General features: G+C 68.4%; 13 protein-coding genes. All 13 read left to right on the forward strand.

Annotation, left to right across the window (positions count from 1 at the left end; all coding sequences use genetic code 11):
* Positions 1-309 precede the first annotated feature (309 nt).
* The 13 genes from AC4BCK_RS06705 (at position 310) to AC4BCK_RS06765 (ending at position 26,803) form a co-directional block, all read left to right on the forward strand.
* Positions 310-6,387: an Ig-like domain-containing protein gene (locus AC4BCK_RS06705; protein WP_490566769.1), complete on the forward strand. Its 6,078-nt coding sequence runs from the start codon at positions 310-312 to the stop codon at positions 6,385-6,387.
* 83 nt (positions 6,388-6,470) lie between these two features.
* Positions 6,471-7,442, forward strand: coding sequence for an AAA family ATPase (locus AC4BCK_RS06710; protein WP_188809275.1), 972 nt, complete (start codon positions 6,471-6,473; stop codon positions 7,440-7,442).
* Positions 7,443-7,492: 50 nt separating this feature from the next.
* Positions 7,493-8,824 (forward strand): DUF58 domain-containing protein, encoded by a 1,332-nt coding sequence (locus AC4BCK_RS06715; protein WP_174179531.1) that lies wholly within the window; start codon positions 7,493-7,495, stop codon positions 8,822-8,824.
* Entirely contained in the window at positions 8,821-11,454 is a 2,634-nt protein-coding gene (locus AC4BCK_RS06720) for a transglutaminase TgpA family protein (RefSeq protein WP_490566770.1), read from the forward strand. The genes AC4BCK_RS06715 and AC4BCK_RS06720 overlap by 4 nt, the downstream gene beginning before the upstream one ends.
* Positions 11,451-13,043: an RDD family protein gene (locus AC4BCK_RS06725; protein WP_490566771.1), complete on the forward strand. Its 1,593-nt coding sequence runs from the start codon at positions 11,451-11,453 to the stop codon at positions 13,041-13,043. Before AC4BCK_RS06720 ends, AC4BCK_RS06725 begins: the two co-directional genes overlap by 4 nt.
* Complete coding sequence (locus AC4BCK_RS06730; RefSeq protein WP_363959311.1) at positions 13,040-13,960, forward strand: PP2C family protein-serine/threonine phosphatase; 921 nt, start codon at positions 13,040-13,042, stop codon at positions 13,958-13,960. Before AC4BCK_RS06725 ends, AC4BCK_RS06730 begins: the two co-directional genes overlap by 4 nt.
* Positions 13,947-15,905: an FHA domain-containing protein gene (locus tag AC4BCK_RS06735; protein ID WP_490566772.1), complete on the forward strand. Its 1,959-nt coding sequence runs from the start codon at positions 13,947-13,949 to the stop codon at positions 15,903-15,905. The genes AC4BCK_RS06730 and AC4BCK_RS06735 overlap by 14 nt, the downstream gene beginning before the upstream one ends.
* On the forward strand, positions 15,902-17,620 hold the full coding sequence (locus tag AC4BCK_RS06740; RefSeq protein WP_400585860.1) for a serine/threonine-protein kinase: 1,719 nt from the start codon (positions 15,902-15,904) through the stop codon (positions 17,618-17,620). Before AC4BCK_RS06735 ends, AC4BCK_RS06740 begins: the two co-directional genes overlap by 4 nt.
* A gap of 130 nt (positions 17,621-17,750) precedes the next feature.
* Entirely contained in the window at positions 17,751-18,455 is a 705-nt protein-coding gene (locus AC4BCK_RS06745) for a hypothetical protein (RefSeq protein ID WP_174179541.1), read from the forward strand.
* A complete protein-coding gene (locus AC4BCK_RS06750) occupies positions 18,452-22,897 on the forward strand; it encodes a type VII secretion EssC family protein (protein WP_490566773.1) in 4,446 nt (1,481 codons plus the stop codon). The genes AC4BCK_RS06745 and AC4BCK_RS06750 overlap by 4 nt, the downstream gene beginning before the upstream one ends.
* 133 nt (positions 22,898-23,030) lie before the next feature.
* Complete coding sequence (locus AC4BCK_RS06755) at positions 23,031-23,642, forward strand: hypothetical protein (RefSeq protein ID WP_400634138.1); 612 nt, start codon at positions 23,031-23,033, stop codon at positions 23,640-23,642.
* A 63-nt stretch (positions 23,643-23,705) separates the two neighbouring features.
* A complete protein-coding gene (ligA, locus tag AC4BCK_RS06760; protein ID WP_363938108.1) occupies positions 23,706-25,997 on the forward strand; it encodes an NAD-dependent DNA ligase LigA in 2,292 nt (763 codons plus the stop codon).
* On the forward strand, positions 25,994-26,803 hold the full coding sequence (locus AC4BCK_RS06765; RefSeq protein ID WP_490566774.1) for an inositol monophosphatase family protein: 810 nt from the start codon (positions 25,994-25,996) through the stop codon (positions 26,801-26,803). Before ligA ends, AC4BCK_RS06765 begins: the two co-directional genes overlap by 4 nt.
* Positions 26,804-26,864 lie beyond the last annotated feature (61 nt).

Below are 26,864 nucleotides of genomic sequence, written 5' to 3' on the forward strand. Positions count from 1 at the left end.
GTCAATCACGGTATAGTCGGTGCGGCGGCGAAGGACGGCAACCTCCCGTGGGCAGGGCTCCCCATCGCGGCCACATGTGGCCGTGGGTATGCTTGCCACCGGGCAAGTTACCTTTGCCGGCACTCGGCGCCAAGCGTGGCCGGGTGTCATTCATGTCGGGTCTCGGCTGCTTCCTGCCAGGAGCAGCACAACATCAAGGTCCGGGCGAGTCCCGGCCGGACAGCTGCCTGCGGCAGCAGTAATTTCAGGGGATATCAAGCTGTGACAAGTCTGCTGGGGAAACTTGGACTGAATCGGCGCCACAAAAAAATGGTGACGGGCACTGCTTTCAGTGCAGCCGCTGCTGTTGTGGTGACGGGGGCAATTCTGTATCCGGGGTTCAAAACCACCGAGGTGGAATTGAACGACGGCGGCGTGTGGGTGGTGTCCAAGTCCAAGAACGCAGTGGGCCGGTTGAATTATCCTTCCCGGGTCCTTGACGGGGCGGTAACGCCGGCGTCCACGACGTTCGACATCCTGCAGGACGCGGGGGATGTGTTCGTTGATGACGAGACCGGGTCAACGTTGAACCAGGTGTCGCCGGCGAACATGCGGCTGGGCGGGGACAAGCAGCTGCCGGGGTCCGCGGATGTGAGTTTCGGATCTGAGGTGATCTCGGTGACCGACGCAGCGTCAGGCAAGGTGTGGGCGGTGTCTCCGTCCACGGTCAACGGTTTTGACGAGGAAGCCTCCGAGCCCGTCATGGTGGGCTCAGAGGGCATTGTCTCGGCGGTGGGGGAGGACGACCGGATCTATTCGGCGGATCCCAAGTCCGGTGCGGTGACGGTCACCGGTGTTGACGCCAACGGGGAAGTAACGTCCTCGGAGTCCGAGACCTGGGCGGAGCTTAAAGGTGCAGGGGACCTCCAGATCACGGTGGTGGGCGATAAGCCCGTGCTTCTTGATGCGGCGGCGGGAAGGCTGTTCCTGCCCGGCGGGAAGCGTCTCCAGGTGGAGAACGCGCGGGATGCGAAGTTGCAGCAGGGCGGGCCGGGCAGTGATTTCGTGGCGGTTTCGACGCCCAAGGCGCTGTTGAAGCAGCCGCTGGACGGGTCCACGGCGAAGACGGTGACGTTCGACGGCGAGGGTGTGCCGGCTGCCCCTGTCCAGCTGGGCGGGTGTGTGCATGCGGCGTGGTCGGGGGCGAACAAGTATGTTCGGGACTGCGTGAACGATGGCGATGACAAGAACGTTGACGTGCCCAAGGCGAGCGCCTCGCCGTCGTATGTTTTTCGGGTGAACCGTGACCTGGTGGTCCTGAACGACGTGAACTCGGGCAACGTGTGGCTGGTCAACCAGAACATGCAGCTGGTCAACAACTGGGACGACGTCGTCCCGCCCAAGAATGAGTCCGACGAGCAGGACCAGGAGTCCGCGGACAACAACACCATCAACGTCCTTCCGGACCGCACCAAACCCAACCGTCCGCCGGAAACCAAGCCCGACGCCGTCGGCGTGCGCCCCGGCCGCACCACCATCCTCAGCGTCCTGGACAACGATTCGGACCCCGACGGCGACGTGCTCACCGCAGCGGTGGGGGACTCCGGACCCCAGGCCGGAAGCCTCCAGAACATCTACGGCGGCACCGCCTTCCAGATCTCCGTTCCCGCCGACGCGAAACCCGGCACCGAGACATTCAGCTACAGCGCCTCCGACGGCCGCGGCCTCTCCGCCGGCGGGCAGGTCACGCTCAGCGTGGTTGGGCCCGACGAGAACAAACCTCCGCAGTTCAAGCGCGGGGACAACACCACCACCATGCTGGTGGAACAGGGCAAGACAGTCAGCCAGAACATCCTCACGGACTGGATCGATCCCGACGGCGACGACCTGGTGCTCCTCGACGCCAAGGCGGACAACGACCAGGACCAGGTGAAAGTCCGCCGTGACGGCCTGCTCACCTTCCAGGACTCCGGCGCGACAGCCGGCAAGAAAGCCGTGGAAGTCACCATCTGGGACGGCCGGGACACCGTCACCGGGAAAGTCGTGGTCAACGTCCAGCCGCCGGGAGCCCTCGCACCCGTGGTCAACGCCGACCACGTCACTGCCGTGGTGGGCCAGGACCTGGTCATCTCACCGCTGAAGAACGACGTGGACCCCAACGGCGGAGCCCTCCGGCTGGCACAGGTGGAGGCCAACGGCCCCGCCGAACTGGGTCCCGTGACCGACGGCGGAACCTTCACGTTCCGCAGCACCACCCCCGGCCCGGTCTACCTGACGTACATCGCCAGCAACGGCCCGCAAAGCAGCCAGGGGCTCATCCGCGTTGACGTGGAATCCGGAGACGAGGCCGGTGACCCCGTCGCCGTCCACGACGTGGCGCTCATGCCCACCGGCGGCAGCGTGCTGCTGGACCCGCTGGCCAATGACTCCGACCCCTCCGGAGGCGTCCTTGTGCTGCAGTCCGTGAAACTGCCCGAAAACTCGACTGCGTCCGTCAGCGTGATCAACCACGGTGTCCTGCGCATCACCGACATCCTGGGGACCAAGGACCCGATCCTCTTCGAATACACCATGTCCAACGGGAAGAAGTCCGCCACGGGCAGCGTCTCCGTGGTCCCCGTCCCGGCGCCCGCCGTCGTGGAAGCACCCCAGCCCAAACCGGACGAGGTCAACGTCCGCGTCAACGACGTCGTCACCATCCCCGTCCTCGAGAACGACACCCACCCGCAGGGCCAGGAACTCACGGTGGACCCTGTCCTGCCGCAGGGCGTGGATCCAGTGGACGGAAAGAGCTTCGTCTCCGAGAACACCCTCCGCTTCATTGCCGGCCCGCAGCCCAAGACGGTCCGCGCCATCTATAACGCCGTGGACCCGCAGGGCCAGAAGAGCGCCGCCGCGGTCACCATCCACATCCTTCCGCTGGAAGGGGCCGAAAACTCGCGCCCGCAGCCGCGCAACCTGACCGCCCGGGTGGTGGCCGCCGGCACGGTGCGCATTCCCGTCCCGCTGGACGGCATCGATCCGGACGGCGATTCGGTCCAGCTGACCGGCATCGACAGCACGCCGGCGATGGGAACCGCTGCGGTCGGCAGTAACTTCATCGACTTCACAGCTGCCGGTGACGGCGCCGGAACCGACACCTTCCGCTACAAAGTGGTGGACCGGCAGGGCGCCGTCAACACCGGCACCGTCACCGTGGGCATCGCGCCGCGCGGGGAGGTCAACCAGAAACCCACTCCCGTGGATGACGAGGTCCGGGTCCGCCCGGGCCGCCAGATCGCCGTGGACGCCACCGGCAACGACACCGACCCCGACGGCGACCTCATCCGCATCCTCAGCGACGGCATCGAAGCCGACCCCGCGCTGCAGGCCACGGTGAGCAAAACCAGCGGCCGGATCATCCTGCTGGCACCGGAGGAAGCCGGGACCGTCAACGTCCGCTACACCATCGCTGATGACCGGGACGCCACCGCGCAGGCCACCATCCGCGTTGTGGTGGACAACGAGGTGCCCCTCAAGGCACCAGTCGCCCGCGACGACAGGGTGACCTCCGCCCAGACCATGGGGAAGACCGCTGTGGACGTCCCCGTCCTGAAAAACGACGAGGACCCCGACGGCGTCGGGGAGAACCTCAAGGTCAGCACCGAGGCCACCACCGCCCGGCCCGGGGCAGACGGCACCATGATCGTGGACCTGACGGAGCAGCCGCAGCTCATCCCGTACAACGTGGAGGATGTTGACGGCCAGCAGTCGACGGCGGTGATCTGGGTGCCGGGCCTCGGCCAGCAGGTGCCTACCCTGGCCAAGGACGAGGTCCTCGAGGTCGTCGCCGGCCAGTCCGTGGACGTTGACCTCGACGAGTGGGTCAAGGTACGTGAAGGCCGCTCGCCGCGGCTTACCCAGACCGACCGGATCAAGCTCATCGGCGCCGACGGCGGCGACCCCGTCATCGGCGACGGCACAGGCCTGAAGTACACAGCGGGCACCGACTACGTGGGTCCCGGCTCGCTCACTTTCGAGGTCACGGACGGGACCGGTCCGGACGATCCGGAAGGCCTCAAGTCCACCCTCAGCATCCGCACCAAGGTCCTGCCCGACCCCAACAAGAACAATCCGCCGGAACTGTTGGGTGCCAACGTCGACGTGCCCAAGGGCGACTCCGCCAGCACAGACCTGGGCAAGCTGACCTCGGACCCGGACGCGGACGACGTCGAAAAGATGAAGTACGAACTGGTGGGCGGAGCGCCTGCCGGATTCAACGCCAGCATCGACGGCAGGACCCTCAAGGTCTCCGCGGCCGACTCAAGCGGCTCAGGAACCACCTCGGCCGTCCAGGTCAAGGCGAAGGATCCCCGCGGGCTCGAGGCCACTGCCACCTACCAGCTGAAGGTGACCGCCTCCAACCGGCCGAAGCCGGTGGCCAACGACGACGTGCAGGACAACGTTGCCGCGGGCAAGCCCGTGACGGTCAATGTGCTGGACAACGACGCCAACCCGTTCCCGGAGACCGCGCTGAAGATTATTGCGGCCGCCGCGGAAACCGGCAGCGGCAACGTGGACGTGAACGGCGATTCCATCACCGTCACGCCTGCGCCGGGCTTCACCGGCACCATGGTGGTGTCCTACACCGTGGCGGACAAGACGGAGGATCCCTCGCGCCAGGCAACAGCCCGCGTCCGCCTCACCGTCAAGGACAAGCCCCAGGCGCCCACCACCCCGCAGGCGCAGAGCGTGGGGGACCAGACGGCGCTCCTGAACTGGACGGCGCCCGCGGACCGCGGCTCACCCATCACCAAGTACACCGTGTACGGCGAGGGCGGATTCCAGCAGGACTGCCCCGCCAACACCTGCACGCTCAATGGACTGGTCAACAACACCAAGTACCACTTCCAGGTCTCGGCCACCAACGAGTTCGGCGAGTCGGACCGGTCGCCTGCCTCTGCCGAGGTGCGCCCCGACGTGAAGCCAGACACCCCGCTGGCGCCGTCGATGAAGTTCGGTGACAAGGAGCTGTCCATCACCTGGTCCGCCCCTGCAAGCAAGGGCTCGCCGGTGAAGTCCTACGACCTGGAGATCTCACCGCCTCCCGCCGGGCAGAACGCCCAGATCCAGAACCTGACAGCAGTCAGCTATGTCTGGAAGGGACTGCAGAACGGCGTCTCCTACAAAGTCCGGGTCCTGGCGCGCAATGATGCCAAGGAACCGTCCGAATGGAGCCCCTACTCGGCAGCCGAGGTGCCTGCCGGAGTCCCGGCCACCCCTGCTGCACCATCTGCTGCGCAGGCGGGATCCGTGGGTTCGCAGAGCCAGCTGAAGGTGAGCTGGACGGCGCCGAACAACAACGGCGACGCCATCTCGGCCTACACCCTGACCACCCTTCGCGGCGGCGCGGTGGTGGCCAGCCAGCAGGTTGCAGGTACTTCGCAGAACGTGACCGTGGACAACTCGGAAACGAACTACACCTTTACGGTGTCCGCCACGAACAAGGCGGGTACCAGCGGGACGAGCGCCCCGTCGGCGGCCATCCGGGCAGTGGGCAAACCGGGCATGGTGGGCACGCCTGGTGCCACACTGGTTGACACCGGGGGGAACGGCGGAAAGATCGATGTACGGTTCCCGGTATTGACGGCTGCCCAGCGCAACGGTTCGACCTCCGACGAGATTACGTATAAATACAGCCTGACGTCCGGCGGGGGCAGCGGCAATATCCCTGCAGGCGGCGGGATCGTGGCGGCAGCCAATGGCACCCAGACCGCCGTGGTGGTGTGGGCCGTGTCATCCCGCAGCTCCACCGCCGGCGATGCAAGCCCTGCGTCGAACTCCGTCAATCCCTACGGCCTCGCTTTCGCGCCGACCGTTACTGGCAGCAACAGCAGCGGCGTAGGGGACAGGACGGTGTCCTGGACGTGGAACCAGCCGGACGGCAACGGCCGTGCGGTGACCGGATACCAGTACAGCCTGGACGGAGGTGCCTGGCAGGATACCCAGGAGAGGCGTTTTTCCAAGACCGTGGGGTACAGCGAGACGCACACTCTCCGGGTTCGTGCCATCAGTGCCGGCCAGCCGGGACGTATTGGCAGCGATACGTCCCGCAGTGGCGCGGAACCGCCGCCTCCCGTACCCACCTCGTGGAACATCACGGCAACCCCGGTCCGCAGCTGCACCGAGCCCCGCAAGGGAACCGACAGCTACGTTGCCGGCAACCCGTCACAATGCAACGGCGAGGGCAAGTGGCTGGACGCCGGGGCAGCAGCGACGACCGACCGTTACCAGGTCTGGTACAAGACCTCGAACAACCCCACCGGCATCTGGTACCACCTGACCTCGGGCATGGCGGCCGGAAACTGGATCCGCTGCGACACCTCGAACCTTGGGTGCAACCCGCCCAACGGCATGCCAAACCGCTAGCCCGTCACCACCGACGCGACGATGGGGGCCGGTCTCCCGGGCCCCATGAAAAACCTGAAACCTTAAGCAGGAAGAGCAACACGATGACCATGACCCCCGAGCAGGCCGCCTGGTTTGCAGACACGTTCGAGAAGCTCGTTGCCAACGTGGGACAGGCCGTGCTGGGCAAGGAACACGTCATCCGGCTCACCTTCACGGCCATGCTGGCCGAGGGCCACGTGCTGTTCGAGGACGCCCCCGGCACCGGCAAGACCTCCCTGGCCCGGGCGCTGGCCGCCACCGTGCAGGGCTCCAACAACCGCATCCAGTTCACCCCGGACCTGCTGCCCTCGGACGTCACCGGCGTGACCATCTACGACCAGAAGACGCAGAAGTTCGAGTTCCACAAGGGCCCGATCTTCAACAACATCGTCCTCGCGGACGAAATCAACCGTGCCTCGCCCAAGACCCAGTCGGCCCTGCTGGAGGTCATGGAGGAATCCCGGGTCACGGTGGACGGCGTCACCTATGAAGCCGGACGGCCGTTCATGGTCATGGCCACGCAGAACCCCATCGAGCAGGCCGGCACCTACCGCCTGCCCGAGGCGCAGCTGGACCGCTTCCTGATCAAGACCTCCATCGGCTACCCGGACCACGCCTCCACCGTCCGGCTGCTGGGCGGCTCCAACCTCAAGGACCGGTCCCAGGAACTGTCCGCCGTCATCACCACCCAGGCCGTGGCAGACATGGCAGACCTGGCAGCCACCGTGCACGTGGACACCGCGGTGCTGGAGTACATCTCCAGGCTCTGCGAGGAAACCCGCAACGCCCCGGAAACCCGGCTGGGCGTCTCGGTGCGCGGTGCCCTGGCCATGGTCCGGGCAGCCAAGGTCTGGGCCGCCGGGCAGGGCCGCAACTTCGTCCTCCCGGACGACATCAAGGAACTGGCTCCCGTGGTGTGGACCCACCGCTTTGTCATGGATCCCGAAGCGGAGTTCTCGGGAGCAACCGCCGAAGCGGTGCTGACGCGGATCCTGGCGGACATCGCGGCCCCCCAGCAGCGCACCAACGCCTGACGCCCCGGCCAGGACACCACCACTTTCCACGCAACAACGAAGGCACATATATGTCCAGCGGCACCCCGTTGACCCGGCTCACGGAGCGTCTGAAGCAACCCTTCGCCAGGAACGGCAGTCCCGGCGCCCTGCACCCCTCAGCCGTCTGGGCCGAGGCAAGGAACACCGCAGCCATGGCATCGGCCCCCGCCTGGCGTGCCGTCCGTGGAGCCTGGCTGAAGTACGCCTGGCCCGTGCTGTCAGTGGTCAGCGTCCTGGGCTGGTCAGTCCTCGCTGCCGCCATCCTGCTCTGGGCAACAGGGCAGGCGTTTGGCTGGCAGGAGGCGAAGGCCGCGGCCATCGCCGCGTTCGTCATGTTCGTGATTGCGGTGGGGTTCGTCCTGGGCCGCTCGTCCTATGGCGTGGTCCTTGACCTGGCCCGGACCCGTGTGGCGGTGGGGGACAGCGCCGTTGGCAGCATCGCGGTCTCCAACACCTCCGCCCGGCCGCTGTTGCCCGCCGCCCTGGAATTGCCGGTGGGCAGCGCCACCGCCGTGTTCCACCTGCCGCGGATGAAGCCGCAGCAGGTCCACGAGGACCTCTTCACCATTCCCACCGCGCGCCGTGCCGTGATCGTCGTCGGCCCCGTCAGGTCGGTCCGGGCGGACCCGCTGCACCTTTTGCGCCGCCAGGTCCTGTGGACCGAACCGGAGGACCTGTTCGTCCACCCGCGCACAGTGGCACTGGCCGGTTCGGCGGCCGGATTCATCCGGGACCTCGAAGGCATGCCCACCACGGACCTCTCCAGCGCGGACGTGTCCTTCCACGCGCTGCGCGACTATGTGCCGGGGGATGACCGGCGGCACATCCACTGGAAAACAACGGCCCGGACCAACAAGCTCATGGTGCGCCAGTTCGAGGAAACCCGCCGCGCCCACCTGGCCATCTCGCTGTCCATCAACACCGACGAGTACGCCTCGGAAACCGAGTTCGAGATGGCCGTCTCCGCCGCCGCCTCCATCGGCAGGCAGGCCATCCGCGAGCAGCGTGAGCTGGACGTCCTCACGCAGAAAGGCCCGCTGCGCTGCGAAACCGGGCGGAACCTGCTGGACGACATGACACGGATCATCGGCGCGCCCATGCGCCGGACCGCCGTCGACCTTGCCAGGACCCTGGCCGACACTGTTCCCAACGCCTCCGTGGTGTTTTTTGTGGTGGGCAGCCACGTGACCGCCACGCAGCTGCGTTCCGCCGCCGCTTCCGTGCCTCCGGGCGTCCGCAGCCTCGCCGTCCGGGTGGAGGCCGGCGCCTCTCCCACGCGGGCGAACATCGCAGACCTCACCGTGCTGACGCTCGGAGACCTGACTGACCTGGCCATTGTGCTGAGAAAGGCCGCAGCATGACCTCCCCGGAAGGCCTGCGCCCGCGCAGCACGCGCCCCCGCGCCAACCAAACCCGCACCGCACAGCCGCGCACCATCCGCACCGCACCCCGGGACCAGGCAGACTCCGCCTTTGCCAACGGGCAGCCGTTCTGGCACTTTGTGCTCGACGCCGGTGCACTGACTGTGCTGCTGGGGCTGGGCCTGCTCGGGTTCGGGCTCAGTTTCGGCGGCGACCCCTACTACCTGCTGTCCGGCTTCGGCGGAATCTTCCTGGGGCTGGCCCTGGGCGCCCTGAACGCACACCTGCGCCTGGGGCTGCTCATCACCACGGCACTGGCCCTGGGCGCCTACCTGGTCTTCGGTACCCTGCTGGCGGTTCCCGATTCCGCCATCGCCGGCTTCGTCCCCACCCTGGACTCGCTCCGCATCCTCCTGCTGGGGATTGTGTTTGCCTGGAAGGACATGCTGACGGTCGGTGTCCCCGTGGGCACCGCGGGCGGTGTGCTGATCGTTCCGTTCCTGAGCTCCATGATCACCGCGCTGGTGGCCGCCATCCTGACCTGGAGGCTTCGTAGCCCCTACTTCCCGCTCCTGCCCGTGCTGGTCCTGTTCGTCACCGGCATCGCCTTCAGCACCAACGCCGCCTTCCTCACCGTGGAACGAGGCATTGGCCTCACCGTGCTGGGGATCGCCTGGGCCACCTTCCGCAGGGACGCGCTCCGGAAGAACTCCACCCGGAAGGTTTCCGTCAACAACCCGCAGACAGATACCGCCACCGCGCAGCGCGCCAGGCTCCGCCGGCTGGGAATGGCGGCCGGCGTCATCGCCGTCAGCGTGGCCGTCACCGCGCTCGCCGCACCCCTGGTCACGGCGGGCAACGACCGGAAGGTCCTCCGGAACGTCGTGGTCCCGCCGTTCGATCCCAAGGACTACATCACACCCCTCGCAAGCTTCCGGACCTTCGTCAAGGACAAGAAGGACGACACCCTGTTCGTGGTCCAGGGCCTGCCGCGCGACGGCCGCGTCCGGCTGGGCGCCCTGGATTCCTTCAACGGCACCAACTACACGATGGACCCCAACGGCTCCGGCAACTTCAGCAAGGTGGGAGACACCGAATCGATCAACACCCTGGCCGATACCTCCGGCGTTGTTCCCACCAACGACTACGCCATCAACATCACCGTTGAGGACTACCAGGGCTTCTTTGTCCCCGGCGGCCGCAAGACCACCGGGCTGAGCTTCGACGACACCGCCTCAGCCGCGGCATCCGGCCTCTACTTCAACTCCGGCACCGACACCGCCGTCACCACCAACGGGTTGTCCCGCGGCGACTCCTACCGGGTGCAGGTCTCGGACCCCGTAAAGCTGGAACACGGGCAGCTGGCGCAGTACGACTTTGCGAAGCTGTCCCTTCCCGGCGCCGTGGAAGTGCCGCCGGTGGTGGGATCACAGGCCAACGACCTCTCCTCCGACGCGCCCACGCCCATCGACCGGGTCCGCCAGATTGAGGCCCATTTCCAGAAAACCGGGGCCTTCAGCAACGGGCTGGTCAGCGAGGGCCAGCTGCCCAGCGTCTCCGGCCACGGATCCGCCCGGATCAGGGACCTCCTCACGGCCAAGCAGATGCTCGGCGACGACGAGCAGTACGCCGTGGCCATGTCCCTGATGCTGCGCCACCTCGGCATCCCGTCCCGCGTGGTGATGGGCTTCTACCCTGAACCCACCAGCCCCGAGAACGGTGCGGGCGAGGTCAGGATCACCGGCAAGGACGTCCACGCGTGGGTTGAAGTGGCGTTCGAACGGGTGGGCTGGGTGAGCTTCGACCCCACGCCGCCCAAGGACAATATCCCCATCCCGCCGGACCCGGAAAACAAGTCCAAGCCCAAACCGCAGGTGCTGCAGCCGCCGCCCCCGCCGCAGGAGCCGGCGGACCTCCCGCCGGACTCCTCACCCGACGCGCTGGATGCGGATGAGAAGAAGAACAACCCCTGGCTCTTCTGGGGCGCGCTGCTGGGGGCCCTGGGCATCGCCCTGATCCCGCTGGCCGTCCTTCTCTTGCCGCTGCTGCTGATTGCCCTGCTGAAGTCCCGGCGGCGGAAGTCGCGGTTCAGTGAAGGCCATCCCGCGCAGCGCGTGGGCGGCGGCTGGAGCGAGGTGGTCAGCCTGGCCACCGACATGGGTGCCGCCGTTGACTCCCGGGCCACGCGGCGCGAAAGCGCAGCGGTCCTTGCCGAGGCGTTCCCCGCCGCGGGCGGCACCACCACCCTGCTGGCAAGGCGTGCGGACGCGTCCATCTTCGGCGCTGGCCAGCCGAGTGAGGAGGAGGTGCGCGAGTACTGGACCATCGTGGACAGCTCCCTGCAGGAGATGACCTCGACGGCCGGCTTCTGGCGCCGGCAGCAGGCGAGGTTCTCGCCACGGTCGCTCCTGGCCGATGCCCGCCACGCCCTGGCCCTGCGTGGCCCGCTGGCACTGCCTTCCCTTAAGGCCCTCAACCCGGCGTCCCGCCGTCGTACGGGGCCGGCTGCCACCGGCCAGGGTGGGACTGCGCCGGAGCGGAATGAGCCGCAGGGTCCTGCTGCGGAGGGGACTCCGGAGCACGACCGCACGACGCCGGAACCACCCCGGCAGGGACCCGCGGCACCGTGACGGCGGACCTCCAGACGTGCCCCCGCTGCCGGCAGGCCATCCGCGCGGGGGCGGCCTTCTGCACCTCCTGCGGAGCGCCCCTGCCCAACCGGGCGGCGCGCAGCGCCCGCACCCTGCAGCCCGGCGGCGCCGCGGCCAGCGAACCCCTGCACGCGGCGCCGGCTGCCCACGGAACAGGTATTCCCGGTACTATCCCGGTAGTACAAAGATCCCCGGCTGCCCAGGCCGCGGATCCACTCAACGCAGGCACCGGGCGGGGGAGCGCCGGCGGTACCACCGCGCAGTCGGGGTCCGTCCCAGGGGGAGGAACGGGAATGGGAGTGAACCTTCAGCTTGCCCCGGCCACGGCCGGCAAGCGGCTCGGCGCTGCCGTCATTGACTGGCTGCCGCCGCTGGCCGTCCTGGTGGTGACGTTTGCCATCGGCTTTGCCGGGATCACGCGGACCCGCAGCGGGCAGTTCATCACCTATGACACGGCGTCGCTGGTGCTGTCCGGAGGCATCGGCCTGGCGCTGACGGCTGTGTACCTCTTCACGGTCATGGGCATCGAAGCCAGGACGGGCAAGACTCCCGGAAACCTGCTCATGGGCATCCGCAGCGCGGACAACGACGGCTATGCGCCAGGCGCCGGCACGGTGTTCCTCCGGGGACTTATCACCGGTGCCGGGATCATCCTGGCGCTGCTGGCGGCCGTCCTGGTGGTGGTCTTCCGATGGTTCGAGCCCGCCCTGTTCATCCTTGCGCCGCTGGTGCTTGCGGGCGCTGCCTGGGCCGTGCTGGTGGTGGTGTCCAGCCACTGGGACAAGAACAGCGGCCTGCGCGGCTGGCACGACAAAGCAGCCAAAGCACTGGTCTTCGATGTGAAGGCCGGCCGGAACCCCATCACCACCGGCGGCATCCAGGGCCCTTACAGCTTCGCGCCGCTGGACCTTCCCCCGGTGCAGCAGGTGCACTCCCCGGTGGCCGGCCCCCAACCAGCTCCGGCGCCGCCAGGCCCCGTGGTGGCATCCGCGCCTGCCTCGCCTGCCCGGACGCCGTCCGCCCCGACGCCGCCGTCGCAGACCATGCCTTACGCCCAGCCGGCGTCCTTCGCGCCGCCGGCTGCTCATGCGCCAGCCGGCCAGCCTGTTCCCGGCGGCCTTGTTGTGCCCGCTGCCCCGTCCCTTCCCGTTCAGGGTGGGCAGGGCACGCAGCACCACGTGGACGACGACGTCGAACGCACCCAGGTGCGGCCGGGCGCAGGCGGTCCGGCGCCCGTCGCTGTGCTGCGGATCCGGCTGGACGACGGCCGCGACTTCCAGCTGGACCGGAGCGTCCTGGTGGGCCGCAACCCCGTGGGCCAGGCGGGCGAACAGCATGCCCAGCTCCTCGCCGTCGACGATCCCGGCCGCTCCATCTCCAAGACCCACCTCCACCTGCTGACCGATGGCGCAGGAATCTGGGTGACGGACCGGAACTCCACGAACGGCAGCGCCGTGACCACCCCCGACGGCGCCAGGACGCCCCTCGCGCCGGGGGTCCCCACTTTTGTTACCCCGGGATCCAGTGTCCACTTCGGAGACCGGACCTTTTACCTAGGACAGGCATGAACCAACAGCCCGCCAGCGTTCCCTCCACCTTCCAGCCGGGCCTCAGCCTGGGCTACGGCTACGGGACAGACCGGGGACTCCGCCGGGAGTTGAACGAGGATTCCTACATCGCTTCCGATCCTGTGTTTGCCGTGGCAGACGGGATGGGAGGCCATGAGGCAGGCGAAGTGGCCAGCGGCATGTGCGTCCGCGCCCTCGCTGCCATCCCGCAGCTCGCTACGGGTGAACGGACCGTCACCGCAGCGGTCCTGCAGCAGTACCTGGTCCAGGCGGACACCGCCATCCGCGAGGCCACCGGGGCGCGCGCCGGAACCACCCTGGCCGGTGCCGTGGTGGTGGAACAGATGGGCATGCCCTACTGGCTGGTGATGAACATCGGGGATTCCCGCACGTACCGCCTCAGCCAGGGCCGGTTTGTCCAGATCAGCGTGGACCACTCCGAGGTGCAGGAACTGGTGGACGCGGGGGAGATCACCGCCGAACAGGCCACCGTCCATCCCCGCCGCCACGTGGTGACCCGCGCGCTTGGCACGGGAGACGAGACCGAGGCCGACTATTGGCTGCTCCCCGTGGAGGAAGGCGACCGGGTCCTGGTCTGCTCGGACGGCCTCACCGGCGAGCTGACGGACGATCACATCCTCCGCATCCTCAGCACGGTGGGTGACCCCCAGGAAGCCGCCGATGCCCTGATCCAGGCCGCGCTCCGGAGCGGGGGGAGCGACAACATCACGGTGATCGTGGTGGATGCCAGGAATGTCCTGAATGACGCCGGTGCAGCCACCACCGCACCGCGGCGCGACCCTGATGTGGAAGATGAAGACACGCTGCCGCGGTCGCAGGCGGCACAGGCTGGGCCCCAACCCGGCAGCGAAGCAGCCGTGCACCAGGAAGGGGAGCCTTCCGATGACCGGCACTAGCTACGTTCCGGGCACCTGGCTGGGTATCGTCCGTGGGAGCACGGCCGTCATCCTCGGCCCGGATTCCCCGCCGGCTCTGGCAGGTGCGGTGTGGGACCTGCTGGGCACCAATCCCGAAGTCCACGAGGTACTCCATGCGGTGACCAGCAGCTCGGGCGGCTCGCTGGCGCAGATACCGTCCTTCGGCATCCTCGAGGCCACCGGTCCCTTGCGGGTCTTCCTCCGCGGCGACCTCGACCTCGCAGTGGAGCTGTCCGACGGCCGCGTGGAGCTCGACGGCCGGGACGTCACCACCTGGAACGAGCGCCGGTTTGCCCTGCCTGGGGCATGCCGGCTGGCCATTCCGGCTGCCGGCGCCCCGGGGCAGCAGGAACTGCCGCTGGGGGAGGGTGTTGTCCTGCTGCAGTCCCTGGCGCTGGTGCTGGCGCCGCGCCAGCCGGAACTTGGACCGTCCGCAGCCGTTCCCTCGGTTGTGGTGGACTCCGTCGGCATCGCTGACGTCCGGGACACCGCCCCCGATGCTGATGCCTGCGCAGAAATGACCATCGTCCCGGACCACGAGGCCCCGGCGGAGACCGTCGCTCCTGACCACGAGGCCCCAGCGGAGACCGTCGCTCCGGAACACGGCGCCTCGGCCGAGACCGTTGTCGGCATTCTCGACGACGACCTGCCGGCAGACGGCGGCGATCTTGAGGACCGGGAAGGCGACCTGGCGCAGGAAGACGGCGCCGCGCACGTTGGGATGACAGGTTCCGTTCCGGACTCCGGCGCGGCTTCCGACTCTGACGATGCTTCAGCTGACGGCTCCGCGCCGTCAGAAATTATCTTCTCGGAGGTACGTCCGGCGGACGTCCACCCGGCAGAACCCGCTCCCGGCGAGCCGGCACCTCCCGCCAGCGACCACACCGGCTCCTACGACCACCTCTGGGAGAGGACCGTTGTGCGGAGCATCGAGGACGCGGCAGTACGGGACGACGACGAGGAGGAAATCGACGGAACTCCCGAAACGGGCCCGGACGGGGAAGACCAGGCAGAACCCCCAGTTAACGCACAGCCTGACGGACACGAACTCCCGACGGCGGCCCCCACGCCCGCGGCAGGGCCGCCGGCAGCCCCTGCTTCTCCGCTGCCCCTTGCTTCTCACGTGCCGGCTGCATCTCCCGCCCCTGCCGGGGGGCTCATTGACTCCGTTCCGTGGAAGAAGGGTGCGGACGCCGCCGTGCAGGGCAGCGCCCCGCAAATCCATGTCCCGCAGGGCAGCGCCCCGCAGATACCTGACCCGCAGATACCTGTCCCGCAGGCGAATGTCCCGCAAACCGGCGCTGGGCCACGGGCGGCCGTGGCCGCGCCGGCAGCAGCCGCGCAGCAGTCCCATCCCGGCAGCGCCGCCGTCGACACTGACCACGACGGCCAGACGGTCATGAAGAGCAGCATCCCCACGTCAGCCGGACAGCCCGCCCTACCGGTTGCGGAGGATCCGGCGGCCGGGCCCACCGTCCTGGCCCGGGTCTGCCGCCAGGGCCATGCCAACCCGCCCACCCGGGCGCAGTGCGCCGCGTGCGGGGCGGGGCTGCTCCCGGACGCCGTCCAGGTGCCGCGCCCCCGGCTGGGCAGGGTGCGCGTGTCCACGGGGGAACTCCTGGACCTCGACCAATCGCTGGTCATCGGACGGCAGCCGTCCGTGTCCCGGGTCCAGGGCGGCGTCATGCCCAGGCTGGTCCAGGTTCCAAGCCCGGAAGGGGACATCTCGCGGTCTCACGTGGAGGTCCGGCTGGAGGGCTGGCACGTCATGCTGTGCGACCTTAAGGCCACGAACGGTACCGTCCTGGTGCGTGAAGGCCAGTCTCCCCGCCGCCTGGCACAGAACGAGATGGCCATCCTGCTGGACGGTGACATCGCTGAGCTGGGCGACAACATCTCGCTGCGTTTTGAGGAGATTCCTTGAGTTCCAAACGGCCCGTCGCGCCGCCTCCCCGCATCCAGGGGTTCACCTATATCAGCCTGCTGGGGTCCGGCGGTTTCTCCGACGTCTACCTGTATGAACAGGACAGGCCGCGCCGCAAGGTTGCAGTCAAGGTGCTGCTCTCGGACCTGAAGACGGAGGGTGCCCGCCGCAGGTTCGAATCCGAGGCGAACCTGATGGCCCAGCTGTCCTCGCATCCGTACATCGTCACCATCTTCGAGGCGGAAGTGACCGACGACGGCCACTCCTACCTGGCGATGGAGTACTGCTCCAGGCCCAGCCTGGACGTCCGGTACCGCAAACAGCGGTTCAGCGTGGATGAAGTCCTGGCCGTCGGCATCCAGGTGGCCTCCGCCGTCGAAACCGCCCACCGTGCCGGCATCGCCCACCGCGACATCAAGCCTGCCAACATCCTGGTCACGGACTACAACCGCCCCGCCCTCACGGACTTCGGCATCTCCGGCACCCTCGCCGGGGACGCCGACGACGACTCAGGAATGTCCATCCCCTGGTCCCCGCCGGAGCAGTTCACCGACGGCGCGGTGGACGGGGTCATGGTGGACGTGTGGGCCCTCGGTGCCACGCTTTACACCCTGCTGGCCGGCCGGTCGCCCTTTGTGATGCCCGGGGCGGACAACTCGCAGCGCGAGCTGATCAGCCGGATCAGCAACACGCCGGTTCCGCGGCTGGGCCGCGCGGACGTCCCCGAGTCGCTGGAACTGGCGCTCTCCACGGCCATGGCAAAGTCGCCACAGTCCCGATACTCTTCCGCGCACGCCTTCGCCCTTGCCCTGCAGCGCATCCAGGCGGAACTCAACCTCTCCGTCACACCCTTTGAAGTGCTGGAGGAGCCGCACCACGAGGACAGCCAGCCGGACGACGGCGTCGAGGAGACCCGCGTCCGGAGCATCGCGGCGATCGATCCGGAGCGGACCGGCAGCGCCCCCACCTTCCCGGCACGCACCTGGCCCCAGGCCGGCGGCAGCCAAAGCGGTAGCGGCCAGGGCTCCGCAGCGGAGGCCCCGCCGTCGCGCTTTACCCCGACAGCCTCCGCGGGCTTCCCGCCGGCCCCGGCCCCTGCCCCGCAGCCGCAGGAGTGGGCGGATGCCACCGTCCTGCGCGGTTCCGGCGGCAGCGCCGGTGCAGCCCAGGACGAGGGCACGCTGCCCGGAAGCCGCACCGGCTCGGGCGCTGACGCCGCGGACACCACCGTCCACCGGCCGGCAAGGGTGGAGGAGCCGGCCATTGCAGCGCCGGCTGCGGACCACGGCCGGCGCAACCTCTGGCTGGCAATCTCGGGCGGCACCCTGCTGGCCCTCACTGCGGTGGTGGGCCTGGTGGTGGCCAACGCCTCGCCGGAAAAACCCGCTGCGGTGGAGACCCAGCAGGCCAGCAGGCCGCCGGCCGATGCTCTGGACAACGGAACGGTGCCGGATGTGGAAGGCCTCACCGGGACAGTGGCAGGGGACGGCAACGCCTCCTTCACCTGGGTGAACCCGCAGCCCAAAGAGGGAGACACGTATAAATGGCGGGTTTACACCATCGGTGGCGGCGGCGAATACCAGTCCATCGACCAGCCGCCGGTCAGGGTGACGGTCAATCCGGCGGGGGAGACCTGCATCCAGGTCATGATCGTGCGCTCTGACGGCGCCTTCTCCCCGATGGAGGAAAGCTCCATTGCGTGCACCGGCTCCTGAGCCGCGGACCATCCCAGCAGCAAGTACGACGACGAAACGCACCATGCGGCCGCACGACAGGTTGTCGGGCGGCGGCTTGTCCAACGAAAAGTTAGCCGGTGAAATTTTGCCCAACGAGGAGGCACAGAAAATGGGGGATCTAGCAATAGATTTCTGTGGCGAGTGGTACGAGCCATCGGACGAGGACGTCTTCAATATCGGCCGAGAAGGCGACCTGGAGGTCGATGACAACCCTTACCTGCACCGGCAGTTCCTGCAGGTGGCCCGCTACGACGGCATCTGGTGGCTCAGCAACGTGGGCAGCATGCTCTCCGCCACGGTGGCGGATGCCTCCGGCGGAATGCAGGCCTGGCTGGCGCCGGGCGCCCGGATCCCGCTGGTCTTCAGCCATACCAACATCATCTTCACCGCCGGACCCACCACCTACGAGTTCGCGGTGCACCTGAAGACGCCGTCGTTCCGGCAGGAGTCGCGCGAGGGCGACAGCAACGGCGACACCACTATCGGCCCGGTAGTGTTCACGGACTCCCAGAAAGCACTCATCGTGGCGCTCGCCGAACCTATGCTCCGGCGGGAAGGGACCGGCTTCAGCGCCATTCCCTCCTCGGCCGCGGCCGCCAAGACCCTGGGCTGGGCCCTGACCCGCTTCAACCGGAAGCTGGATAACGTCTGTGACAAACTCGACCGCGTGGGTGTGGTGGGCCTAAGAGGGGGCGGCGGGAAGCTGGCCACCAACCGCCGGGCCAGGCTGGTGGAGCACGCCGTCACGTCGCACCTGGTGACCCCCGAGGACCTGTACCTGCTGGAGAAGATGAGGGGCGTGGACGAAGGATGAGGATCCGCCTGACCCTTCGCCGGGATCCTGCCGAGTCCAAGGACCTCGCCGTCACAGTTGACGGCCTGGCCACCGTTGCCGATACCGCTGCCGTGCTCTGGGCCGCGGACCCGGGCCGCAAGGGCACGCCGGCCCCGGACAACCTCTCCCTGCGGATCGAGGAAGCCTTCGTGGGCTCCGGCCTGAGCGGAAACATGCTCACCCGGACCGACAACCTCCTGGAGTCCGGCCTCCGCCCAGGCTCCGTGGTGTCACTGGCCCAGGTCAGCACGCAGTTCGACGTGCCCGGTGCCGGCCGCGGTCCCGCAGCGGCCACCCTCCGGGTCCTTTCGGGGCCCGACGCCGGCCGGGAGTTTTCGCTGCCCACCGGCACCAGCTACATCGGCCGGGACCGTGACGTGGACATCCGCCTCTCGGACCCCCTGACGTCCAAGCGGCACGCCCGGATCACGGTGGGCGACGGCGTGGAAATCGTGGACACCAACTCCGCCAACGGGCTCCTGATGGACGGGCTTCCGGTCACCCGCGCCACCCTCAATTCCTCGGACACGGTGACCTTGGGCGACACCACCGTGACCGTGGTGCCGCTGGGGCACAGCCATGCGGCAGCCCCGACGTCGCCCCTGGTCAGCTTCAACCGCTCACCCCGGGTGGTTCCGCGCTTCGAGGAGCCAAAGCGCGTGGTCCCGTCAGGGCCCAAACGGCCCGAGGACAATCCCTTCCCGTACATCATGATGATTACCCCGCTGCTGATGGGCGCCGTGATCTTCGCCGTGACCGGCAACCCGCTCTCTGTGCTGTTCATGCTGATGATGCCGCTGTTCGTCGTGGGCCACTACGTGGACCAGCAGATGCGGACCAGGCGCCAGCAGAAGGAACAGCTCAAGCAGTTCCGCGCCTCCATGGCCGATTTCCGGCACGACCTCACCGAACTGCAGCAGGTGGAACGCGCCGTCCGCCTGCAGGAGGCGCCGTCCGTCAGCGACACCGTTGACGCCATCTACAAACTGGGTCCGCTGCTGTGGACCCACCGTCCGGAACACCGCGGATTCCTTGGCCTCCGGTTTGGCCTGGGCACCGCACCCTCGCGGGTCCTGCTTGAGGAACCGCAGAACAACGACACCGAAGTCCAGTACGCCCGGGAGATCCAGGACTGCCTGAAGCAGTTCCGCAACGTTGAGGGCGTTCCCGTTGTCTCGCAGCTGCGGAGCTCCGGCTCCCTGGGCATTGCCGGCGCCCGCGGCCTGGTGGATGACGTGGCCCGCGGCATGGTGCTGCAGCTCGTGGGGCTCCACTCGCCCGCGGAGGTGGTCCTCACGGCCATCACGTCAGCCCAGTCCCGGGAACGGTGGAACTGGCTGCAGTGGCTGCCCCACGTGGGCTCAGGGCACAGCCCCCTCGCCGGCGACCACCTGGCGGCCGGCTCAGCCGGCGGGGCTTCGCTGCTGGCCCGGCTCGAGGACCTCCTGGACGCCCGGGAGGCGGCGGCCAAACGCACCGGCGCCGACCTTCGGCCGGAGCTGGACCCCGCCAAGCAGGAGGTGGCCGAACCAGTGCTGCCGGCCGTGCTGGTCATCGTGGAGGACGACGCCCCGGTGGACCGCGGCAGGCTCACCCGGCTCGCAGAGCGCGGCCCTGACTCCGGCGTCCACGTGATCTGGGTGGCCACCGACATCCAGTCGCTTCCCGCAGCCTGCCGCGACTTCATGGTGGTGGACGGTGACCACGGCACCACCACGGGGCAGGTCCGCCTGGGCAGGCACACGTACCCCGTCAGCTGCGAAAGCGTTGACGCGGAACTGGCCGCCCAGCTGGCCCGGATGCTGGCGCCCGTCATGGATGTGGGCAAGCCCGTAAACGACGACTCCGACCTTCCGCGGGCCGTCTCCTATGCCACCCTGATTGGCAAGGACTTCCTGGACAACCCCCAGTCCGTCGCCGAACGCTGGACGGAAAACAACTCCGTGCACGCCAGCGCCGTGGCCAACCGCAAGGACAACGGGACCCTGCGGGCCCTGGTGGGCTCCAAGGGCATCGAACCGCTGTACCTGGACCTCAAGAACGAGGGGCCGCACGCCCTGGTGGGAGGCACTACGGGTGCCGGCAAATCCGAATTCCTGCAGTCCTGGGTGATGGGAATGGCCGCCGCCTACAGCCCGGACCGGGTCAGCTTCCTGTTCGTGGACTACAAGGGCGGGGCCGCCTTCGCCGACTGCATCAACCTGCCCCATACCGTGGGCCTGGTGACAGACCTCTCGCCGCACCTGGTCCGGCGCGCCCTGACCTCGCTGCGCGCCGAACTCCACTACCGCGAGCACCTGCTGAACCGGAAGAAAGCAAAAGACCTGCTGGCCCTGCAGCGCGAGGCCGACCCCGACGCCCCGCCCTACCTGGTGATCGTCGTCGACGAGTTTGCCGCGCTGGCCAGCGAGGTGCCTGAATTCGTGGACGGTGTTGTGGACGTGGCAGCCCGCGGACGGTCCCTGGGGCTGCACCTCATCCTGGCCACCCAGCGCCCGGCAGGCGTCATCAAGGACAGCCTGCGTGCCAACACCAACCTGCGGGTGGCCCTGCGGATGGCCGATGAGGACGACGCCACGGACATCCTGGGCGTGCCGGACGCCGCATACTTTGACCCGTCCATCCCCGGCCGTGGCGCGGCGAAGACGGGCCCCGGCCGGATCCAGGGCTTCCAGACCGGCTACGCCGGCGGCTGGACCACGGAGAAACCGCAGCGGCCGCAGATCGACGTTGTTGAGATGGCCTTCGGCTCGGGGCCCAGCTGGGAAGCCCCGGCACCGGAGAAACCCAAGGCGGCGGAGCCCACAGGCCCCAACGACATCGCGCGGATGACTTCAACCATCGTCCGGGCTGCCGAGACGCTGTCCATCCATGCCCCCCGCAAACCCTGGCTGGACGAACTGGCCAAGACCTACGACTTTTCCAGGCTGCCCAACCCCCGCACGGACGAGCAGCTCCTCCTCGGCGTTGCCGACGATCCCGCCCGCCAGTCCCAGCCCACCGTGTTCTACGAACCGGACAAGGACGGGAACATGGCCATCTACGGCACCGGCGGGTCAGGAAAGTCCGCAGCGCTGCGCGGCATCGCCATTGCCGCGGCCATCACGCCGCGCGGCGGGCCGGTGCATGTCTACGGCATCGACTGCGGCTCCTCCGGGCTGCGAATGCTGGAAGAGCTTCCCCACGTGGGCGGCATCATCAACGGCGACGACGTGGAACGCGTCGGGCGCCTGCTGCGCCTGCTGCGGGACATCGCGGAGCAGCGCTCCGCCCGGTACGCTGAGGTCCGCGCCGCCACCATCGTGGAGTACCGCAAGCTGGCCAACAGGCCCGATGAAAAGCGCATCTTCGTGCTGGTGGACGGCATGTCCGCGTTCCGGGAGGCCTACGAACACAGCAGGCTATCCGCCCTGTGGGACATCTTCCTCCAGCTGGCCACGGACGGCCGCGCCGTCGGCATCCATCTAGTGGTCACCGGCGACAGGCCGAACGCCGTGCCGGCGTCACTGCTCGCTTCCATCCAGCGCCGCCTGGTCCTGCGGCTGTCCTCCGAAGACGACTACATTTCCCTGGACGTGCCCCGGGACGTCCTCAACGCCGCCTCACCTCCCGGACGCGGACTCCTGGACGGCCTCGAAGCCCAGCTGGCAGTCCTCGGCGGGAACTCCAACCTGGCGCTGCAGGCCCGCGAGGTCCACAAACTCAGTGAAGCCATGCAGCGCCAGGGACTGGACGCCGCCCCCGTCATCGAGAGGCTTCCGGAACAGGTGGACCTGGAGGTCCTGCCCGCCGGCAGCCAGGGCCTTCCGGTCATTGGCGTCGACGACGAGACCCTGCAGCCCGCCGAGATCCTGGCCAGGGGACCGCTGCTCCTGGCCGGCCCCCCGGGTGCAGGCCGCACCGTCGCCCTGGTGACACTCGCGTACGCCCTGCGCCGGTCCAGCCCTGACACGGAGCTGGTCTACATCGGATCCCGGCGCTCCGCCGTCGCGTCCCTGCCCATCTGGAACCGGTCCATCGTGGGCGCAGACGACCTCGCCGAGGTGGTGGAGGACCTGGTGGAACACTCCTCCGGGAATCCCGGGGCCCTGGGCATCTTCATCGAAGGACTCACCGAGTTCACCGACACCCTGGCGGAATCCGGAGTGGCCCAACTGGTGACGGCGTCCATCAAGGCGGACCAGTGGGTGGTGGGGGAATCCGAAACCTCCACCTGGTCCTCCGCCTGGTCCCTTGCCCAGCCGTTCAAATCCGGCCGGCGCGGGCTGCTGCTGAACCCCGGCGACATCGAAGGGGAGAGCCTGCTGAACACCTCCCTGGGCCGTGTCAGCCCGGACTTCATCCCGGGCCGCGGCTACGTGGTGGGCCGCGGCAAGGCCCGGAAAATCCAGGTGGCGCTGCCCCCCGAAAACAGGGTCTGACGCATCGCGTTACGCATCGCGTCCACGGAGGGCCGCAGATCCGGTGGATTTGCGGCCCTCCGTGGAGGTATAGAAAACTACCGGGGACACCAGAAAGCCGCAGCGGGGGACTGCGCGCATCGAAAGGTAGCAAATGTCCCCGTCCTTACCAGCACTCCGCGCTGTCCCGGCGACGGCGTCGGCCGCCGTCCTGGCGCTCGCAGTAAGCCTGTCCGCGGCCGGGGCCGCAGCGGCTGAGACTCCGGATCCCACGGCAACCACCATCACCAGCCCCTCGTGCGGGGCATCCTGTACGCCGGAGCCCACCGAAACAAAACCCGGCGAAGGCCGGGCGGACAAACCAAAGGGACCCGACGAGCCGCCCGGCCAGCCAGGTGGCCCTGAGCCGGCGCCCCCGGCGGCGGCCCAGCCAATTGCGACCTCCACCCCGGCACCCCCGCCCGCCGAGTCCATCGTTCCCGCGGCTCCAGACCCCGCGGAAGCATCGCCCGACGGATCCGCCACCCCGGAAGCCGCAATCACGGAACCCGGCACCACGTCCTCGGCCACTGCCTCCACCGAATCAAACTGGACCAAACCCGTCACCAGGCCGGCCAGGCCAACCCAGGCCGCGGCCGTTGCCCCCGCCGGCGGTCCGGGAACGGGAGGGCCGGACCCCCTGACCATCACGGCCGGTGTGCTGCTGGTGGGAACCGCAGGGCTGGCTTTCACCTGGTGGGGCAGGACCCGGTTCCGGGCACACTGACGGACGGTGAGGCAAGATAGGTCTGTGACTACAGGACCTGGCCCCGCAGAAAAGACCGCCTCGATGTCTCCGCACCGGACCCCCGGTGCCGGAACAGCCACCGGCGGGACACCAAAGGAACCTGAGGCCGTCCCCACCGAATCCGTCCGTGAGGAATACGAGAACCTGGTGGACCTGGTCAGGAAGTACCGGTTCGCGTATTACCAGGAAGATGCGCCGCTGGTCTCCGATGCCGAATTCGATGACCTCTTCCGGCGCCTGGAGGAGATCGAGGCGCTCCACCCCGAACTCGTGGCGAACGACTCGCCGACCCAGGAGGTGGGCGGGGAAGTCTCCGCCGCGTTCGAGCCCGTGGAGCACCTGCAGCGGATGTACAGCCTCGAGGATGTTTTCTCCCTCGAAGAACTGGAGGCCTGGCTCGCCAAGGCCGAGGCCGGCATCGGCAAGCTCGGCGACGGCACCCCTGCCGTGGCCTGGCTGACGGAGCTCAAGATCGACGGACTGGCGGTCAACCTCCTGTACCGCGACGGGAAGCTGGTCCGCGCAGCCACCCGCGGGGACGGCACCACCGGTGAGGACATCACGCACAACGTCCTCACCATCAAGGAAATCCCGCAGCAGCTCCAGGGCGGGGACTTTCCGGCCGAGATGGAAATCCGCGGGGAAGTCTTTATCCCGTCCAAGGCTTTCGCCGAATTTAATGAAGCACTGATTGAAGCCGGCAAAGCGCCCCTGGCCAACCCCCGCAACGCTGCAGCCGGCTCGCTCCGCCAGAAGGACCCTGCCGAAACAGCCAAGCGCCCGCTCAAAATGTTTGTCCACGGCATCGGCGCCCGCGAAGGTCTGCAGGCGCGCAGCCAGTCCGGGACCTACGCCCTGCTGAAGGAATGGGGCCTCCCTGTCAGCCCCTACTCCGAGGTGCTTAAAAGCGTCGGGGAGGTCCTGGACTTCATCAAGCGCTACGGGGACCAGCGCCACAAGCTGCTGCATGAGATCGACGGCATCGTCATCAAGGTGGACGACTTCGCCACCCAGCGCGCACTTGGCTACACCACCAGGGTCCCGCGCTGGGCGGTGGCCTATAAATATCCGCCCGAGGAAGTGCACACCAAGCTGCTCGACATCCTGGTGAACGTGGGCCGCACCGGCCGCGTGACGCCCTTCGGCATGATGGAACCGGTCAAGGTAGCAGGCTCAACCGTGGAAATGGCCACCCTGCACAACCAGGACGTGGTCAAGGCCAAGGGCGTGAAGATCGGCGACATCGTGGTCCTGCGCAAGGCGGGCGACGTGATTCCCGAGATCGTGGGCCCGGTCCTTGCCCTCCGCGACCAGCAGGACCCGCCGGTGCGGGATTTTGTGATGCCCACCGAATGCCCCTCCTGCGGTACACCGCTGGCTCCGGCCAAGGAGGGCGACGTGGACATCCGCTGCCCTAATGCGAAGTCCTGCCCGTCCCAGCTGCGCGAGCGCGTGTTCCACCTGGCCGGCCGGGGAGCCTTCGACATCGAGGCCCTCGGCTGGGAAGCCGCCATTGCGCTGACCCAGCCGGCCGAGCCGGAAGTTCCGCCGCTCACCTCCGAAGCCGCGCTGTTCGACCTCACCCGCGAGGACCTGGCCGGCGTCCGCATCCGGCGGGAGAAGCGGTCCAAAGGCGTCCCGACGGGCGAATACGAGCTGGTGCCCTACTTCTACAGCAAGGGCACGGCCAAGTCACCGTCCAAGCCCACGGCCACCACGGAAAAACTCTTCACGGAACTGGAGAAGGCCAAGGCCCAGCCGCTCTGGCGGGTGCTGGTTGCACTGTCCATCCGGCACGTGGGCCCGCGGGCATCCCGTGCGCTGGCTACCGCCTTCGGCACCATGGACGCCATCCGCCAGGCGTCGGAGGAGGACCTGGCGCATGTTGACGGAGTCGGCCCCACCATCGCTGCAGCCCTGAAGGAATGGTTCGCGGAGGACTGGCACCAGGAGATCGTGGACCGCTGGGCGGCCGCGGGGGTCCGGATGGCGGACGAACGCGACGACTCCATGCCCCGCACGCTCGAAGGACTGACGGTGGTGGTCACCGGCTCGCTGCCGAACTTCAGCCGGGACGAAGCCAAGGAAGCCATCCTGGTCCGGGGCGGAAAGGCGGCCGGTTCCGTCTCCAAGAACACCAGCTACCTGGTGGCCGGTGAAAGCGCCGGTACCAAGCTGGACAAAGCCGAGCAGCTGGGCGTTCCGGTGCTGGACGAGGACGGTTTCCGCAAGCTCCTGGCCGGCGGGCCGGCAGCACTGGAGGGCGGGGCTGAAGCAGAGGGGCCTGAGTCCGCGGCTCCGGCAGAACACACTGACGCGGAGGTAACGGCATGACGAGTCCTACAGACCTGCTGGAGGTGGCCAAGGCTGCAGCGGGGGCGGGAGCCGCGGTGCTGGCCGGCCGCAACGCAGAGGCCCTGCAGGCCAGCAACAAGGGCGACGCCGGTGACTGGGTCACGGCATTCGACGTCGCGGCCGAGCACGCCGTCCGGGACGTCATCACGGCAGCCCGCCCGCGCGACGCCATCACCGGCGAGGAACACGGCACCACCCGGCCGGCCGAACCCACCGGCTACCGCTGGTCCATCGACCCGCTGGACGGCACCACCAACTTCATCCGCAACATCGTCTACTACGCCACCTCCGTGGCAGTCGCCGATGCCGACGGCGCCTGGCTGGCCGGCGTCGTCAACGCCCCTGCGCTGGGCCGCGTCTACTACGCCGCACGCGGCCAGGGCGCCTGGCTGGAGGAAGCAGGGAGGGTGACCCGGCTGGAGGGGCCCGTCCCGGGCCGGAAGGGCCAGATCCTGGCCACCGGGTTCAGCTACGATCCCGGGGTCCGGGCCGAACAGGCCGTTTTCCTGGCCGGACTGATGGACGGCTTCGCCGATGTCCGGCGCCTGGGATCCGCCGCCCTGGACCTGTGCCTCGTGGCCGACGGGACCCACGATGCGTACGGGGAGCGCGGCCTCAACGAGCACGATTTCTCGGCCGGTGCGCTCATTGCGGAAGAGGCCGGCTGCTGGGTCCGGCGGCCGCGCCTGGCCAGTCCGCTGGAGGGCGGGCCCACCGACGCCGACCGCCTGGACGCCTGGACCTGCGCCGGGGGCCTGGAGCTTTCGGGTAAATTCCCGCTCTGATAGTTCGCTCACGAAAAGCGCCGGTTTGCCAGGTGCTACCGGCCAGTACCACTACCATTGA

This window comes from Pseudarthrobacter sp. As-47 (assembly GCF_058215595.1).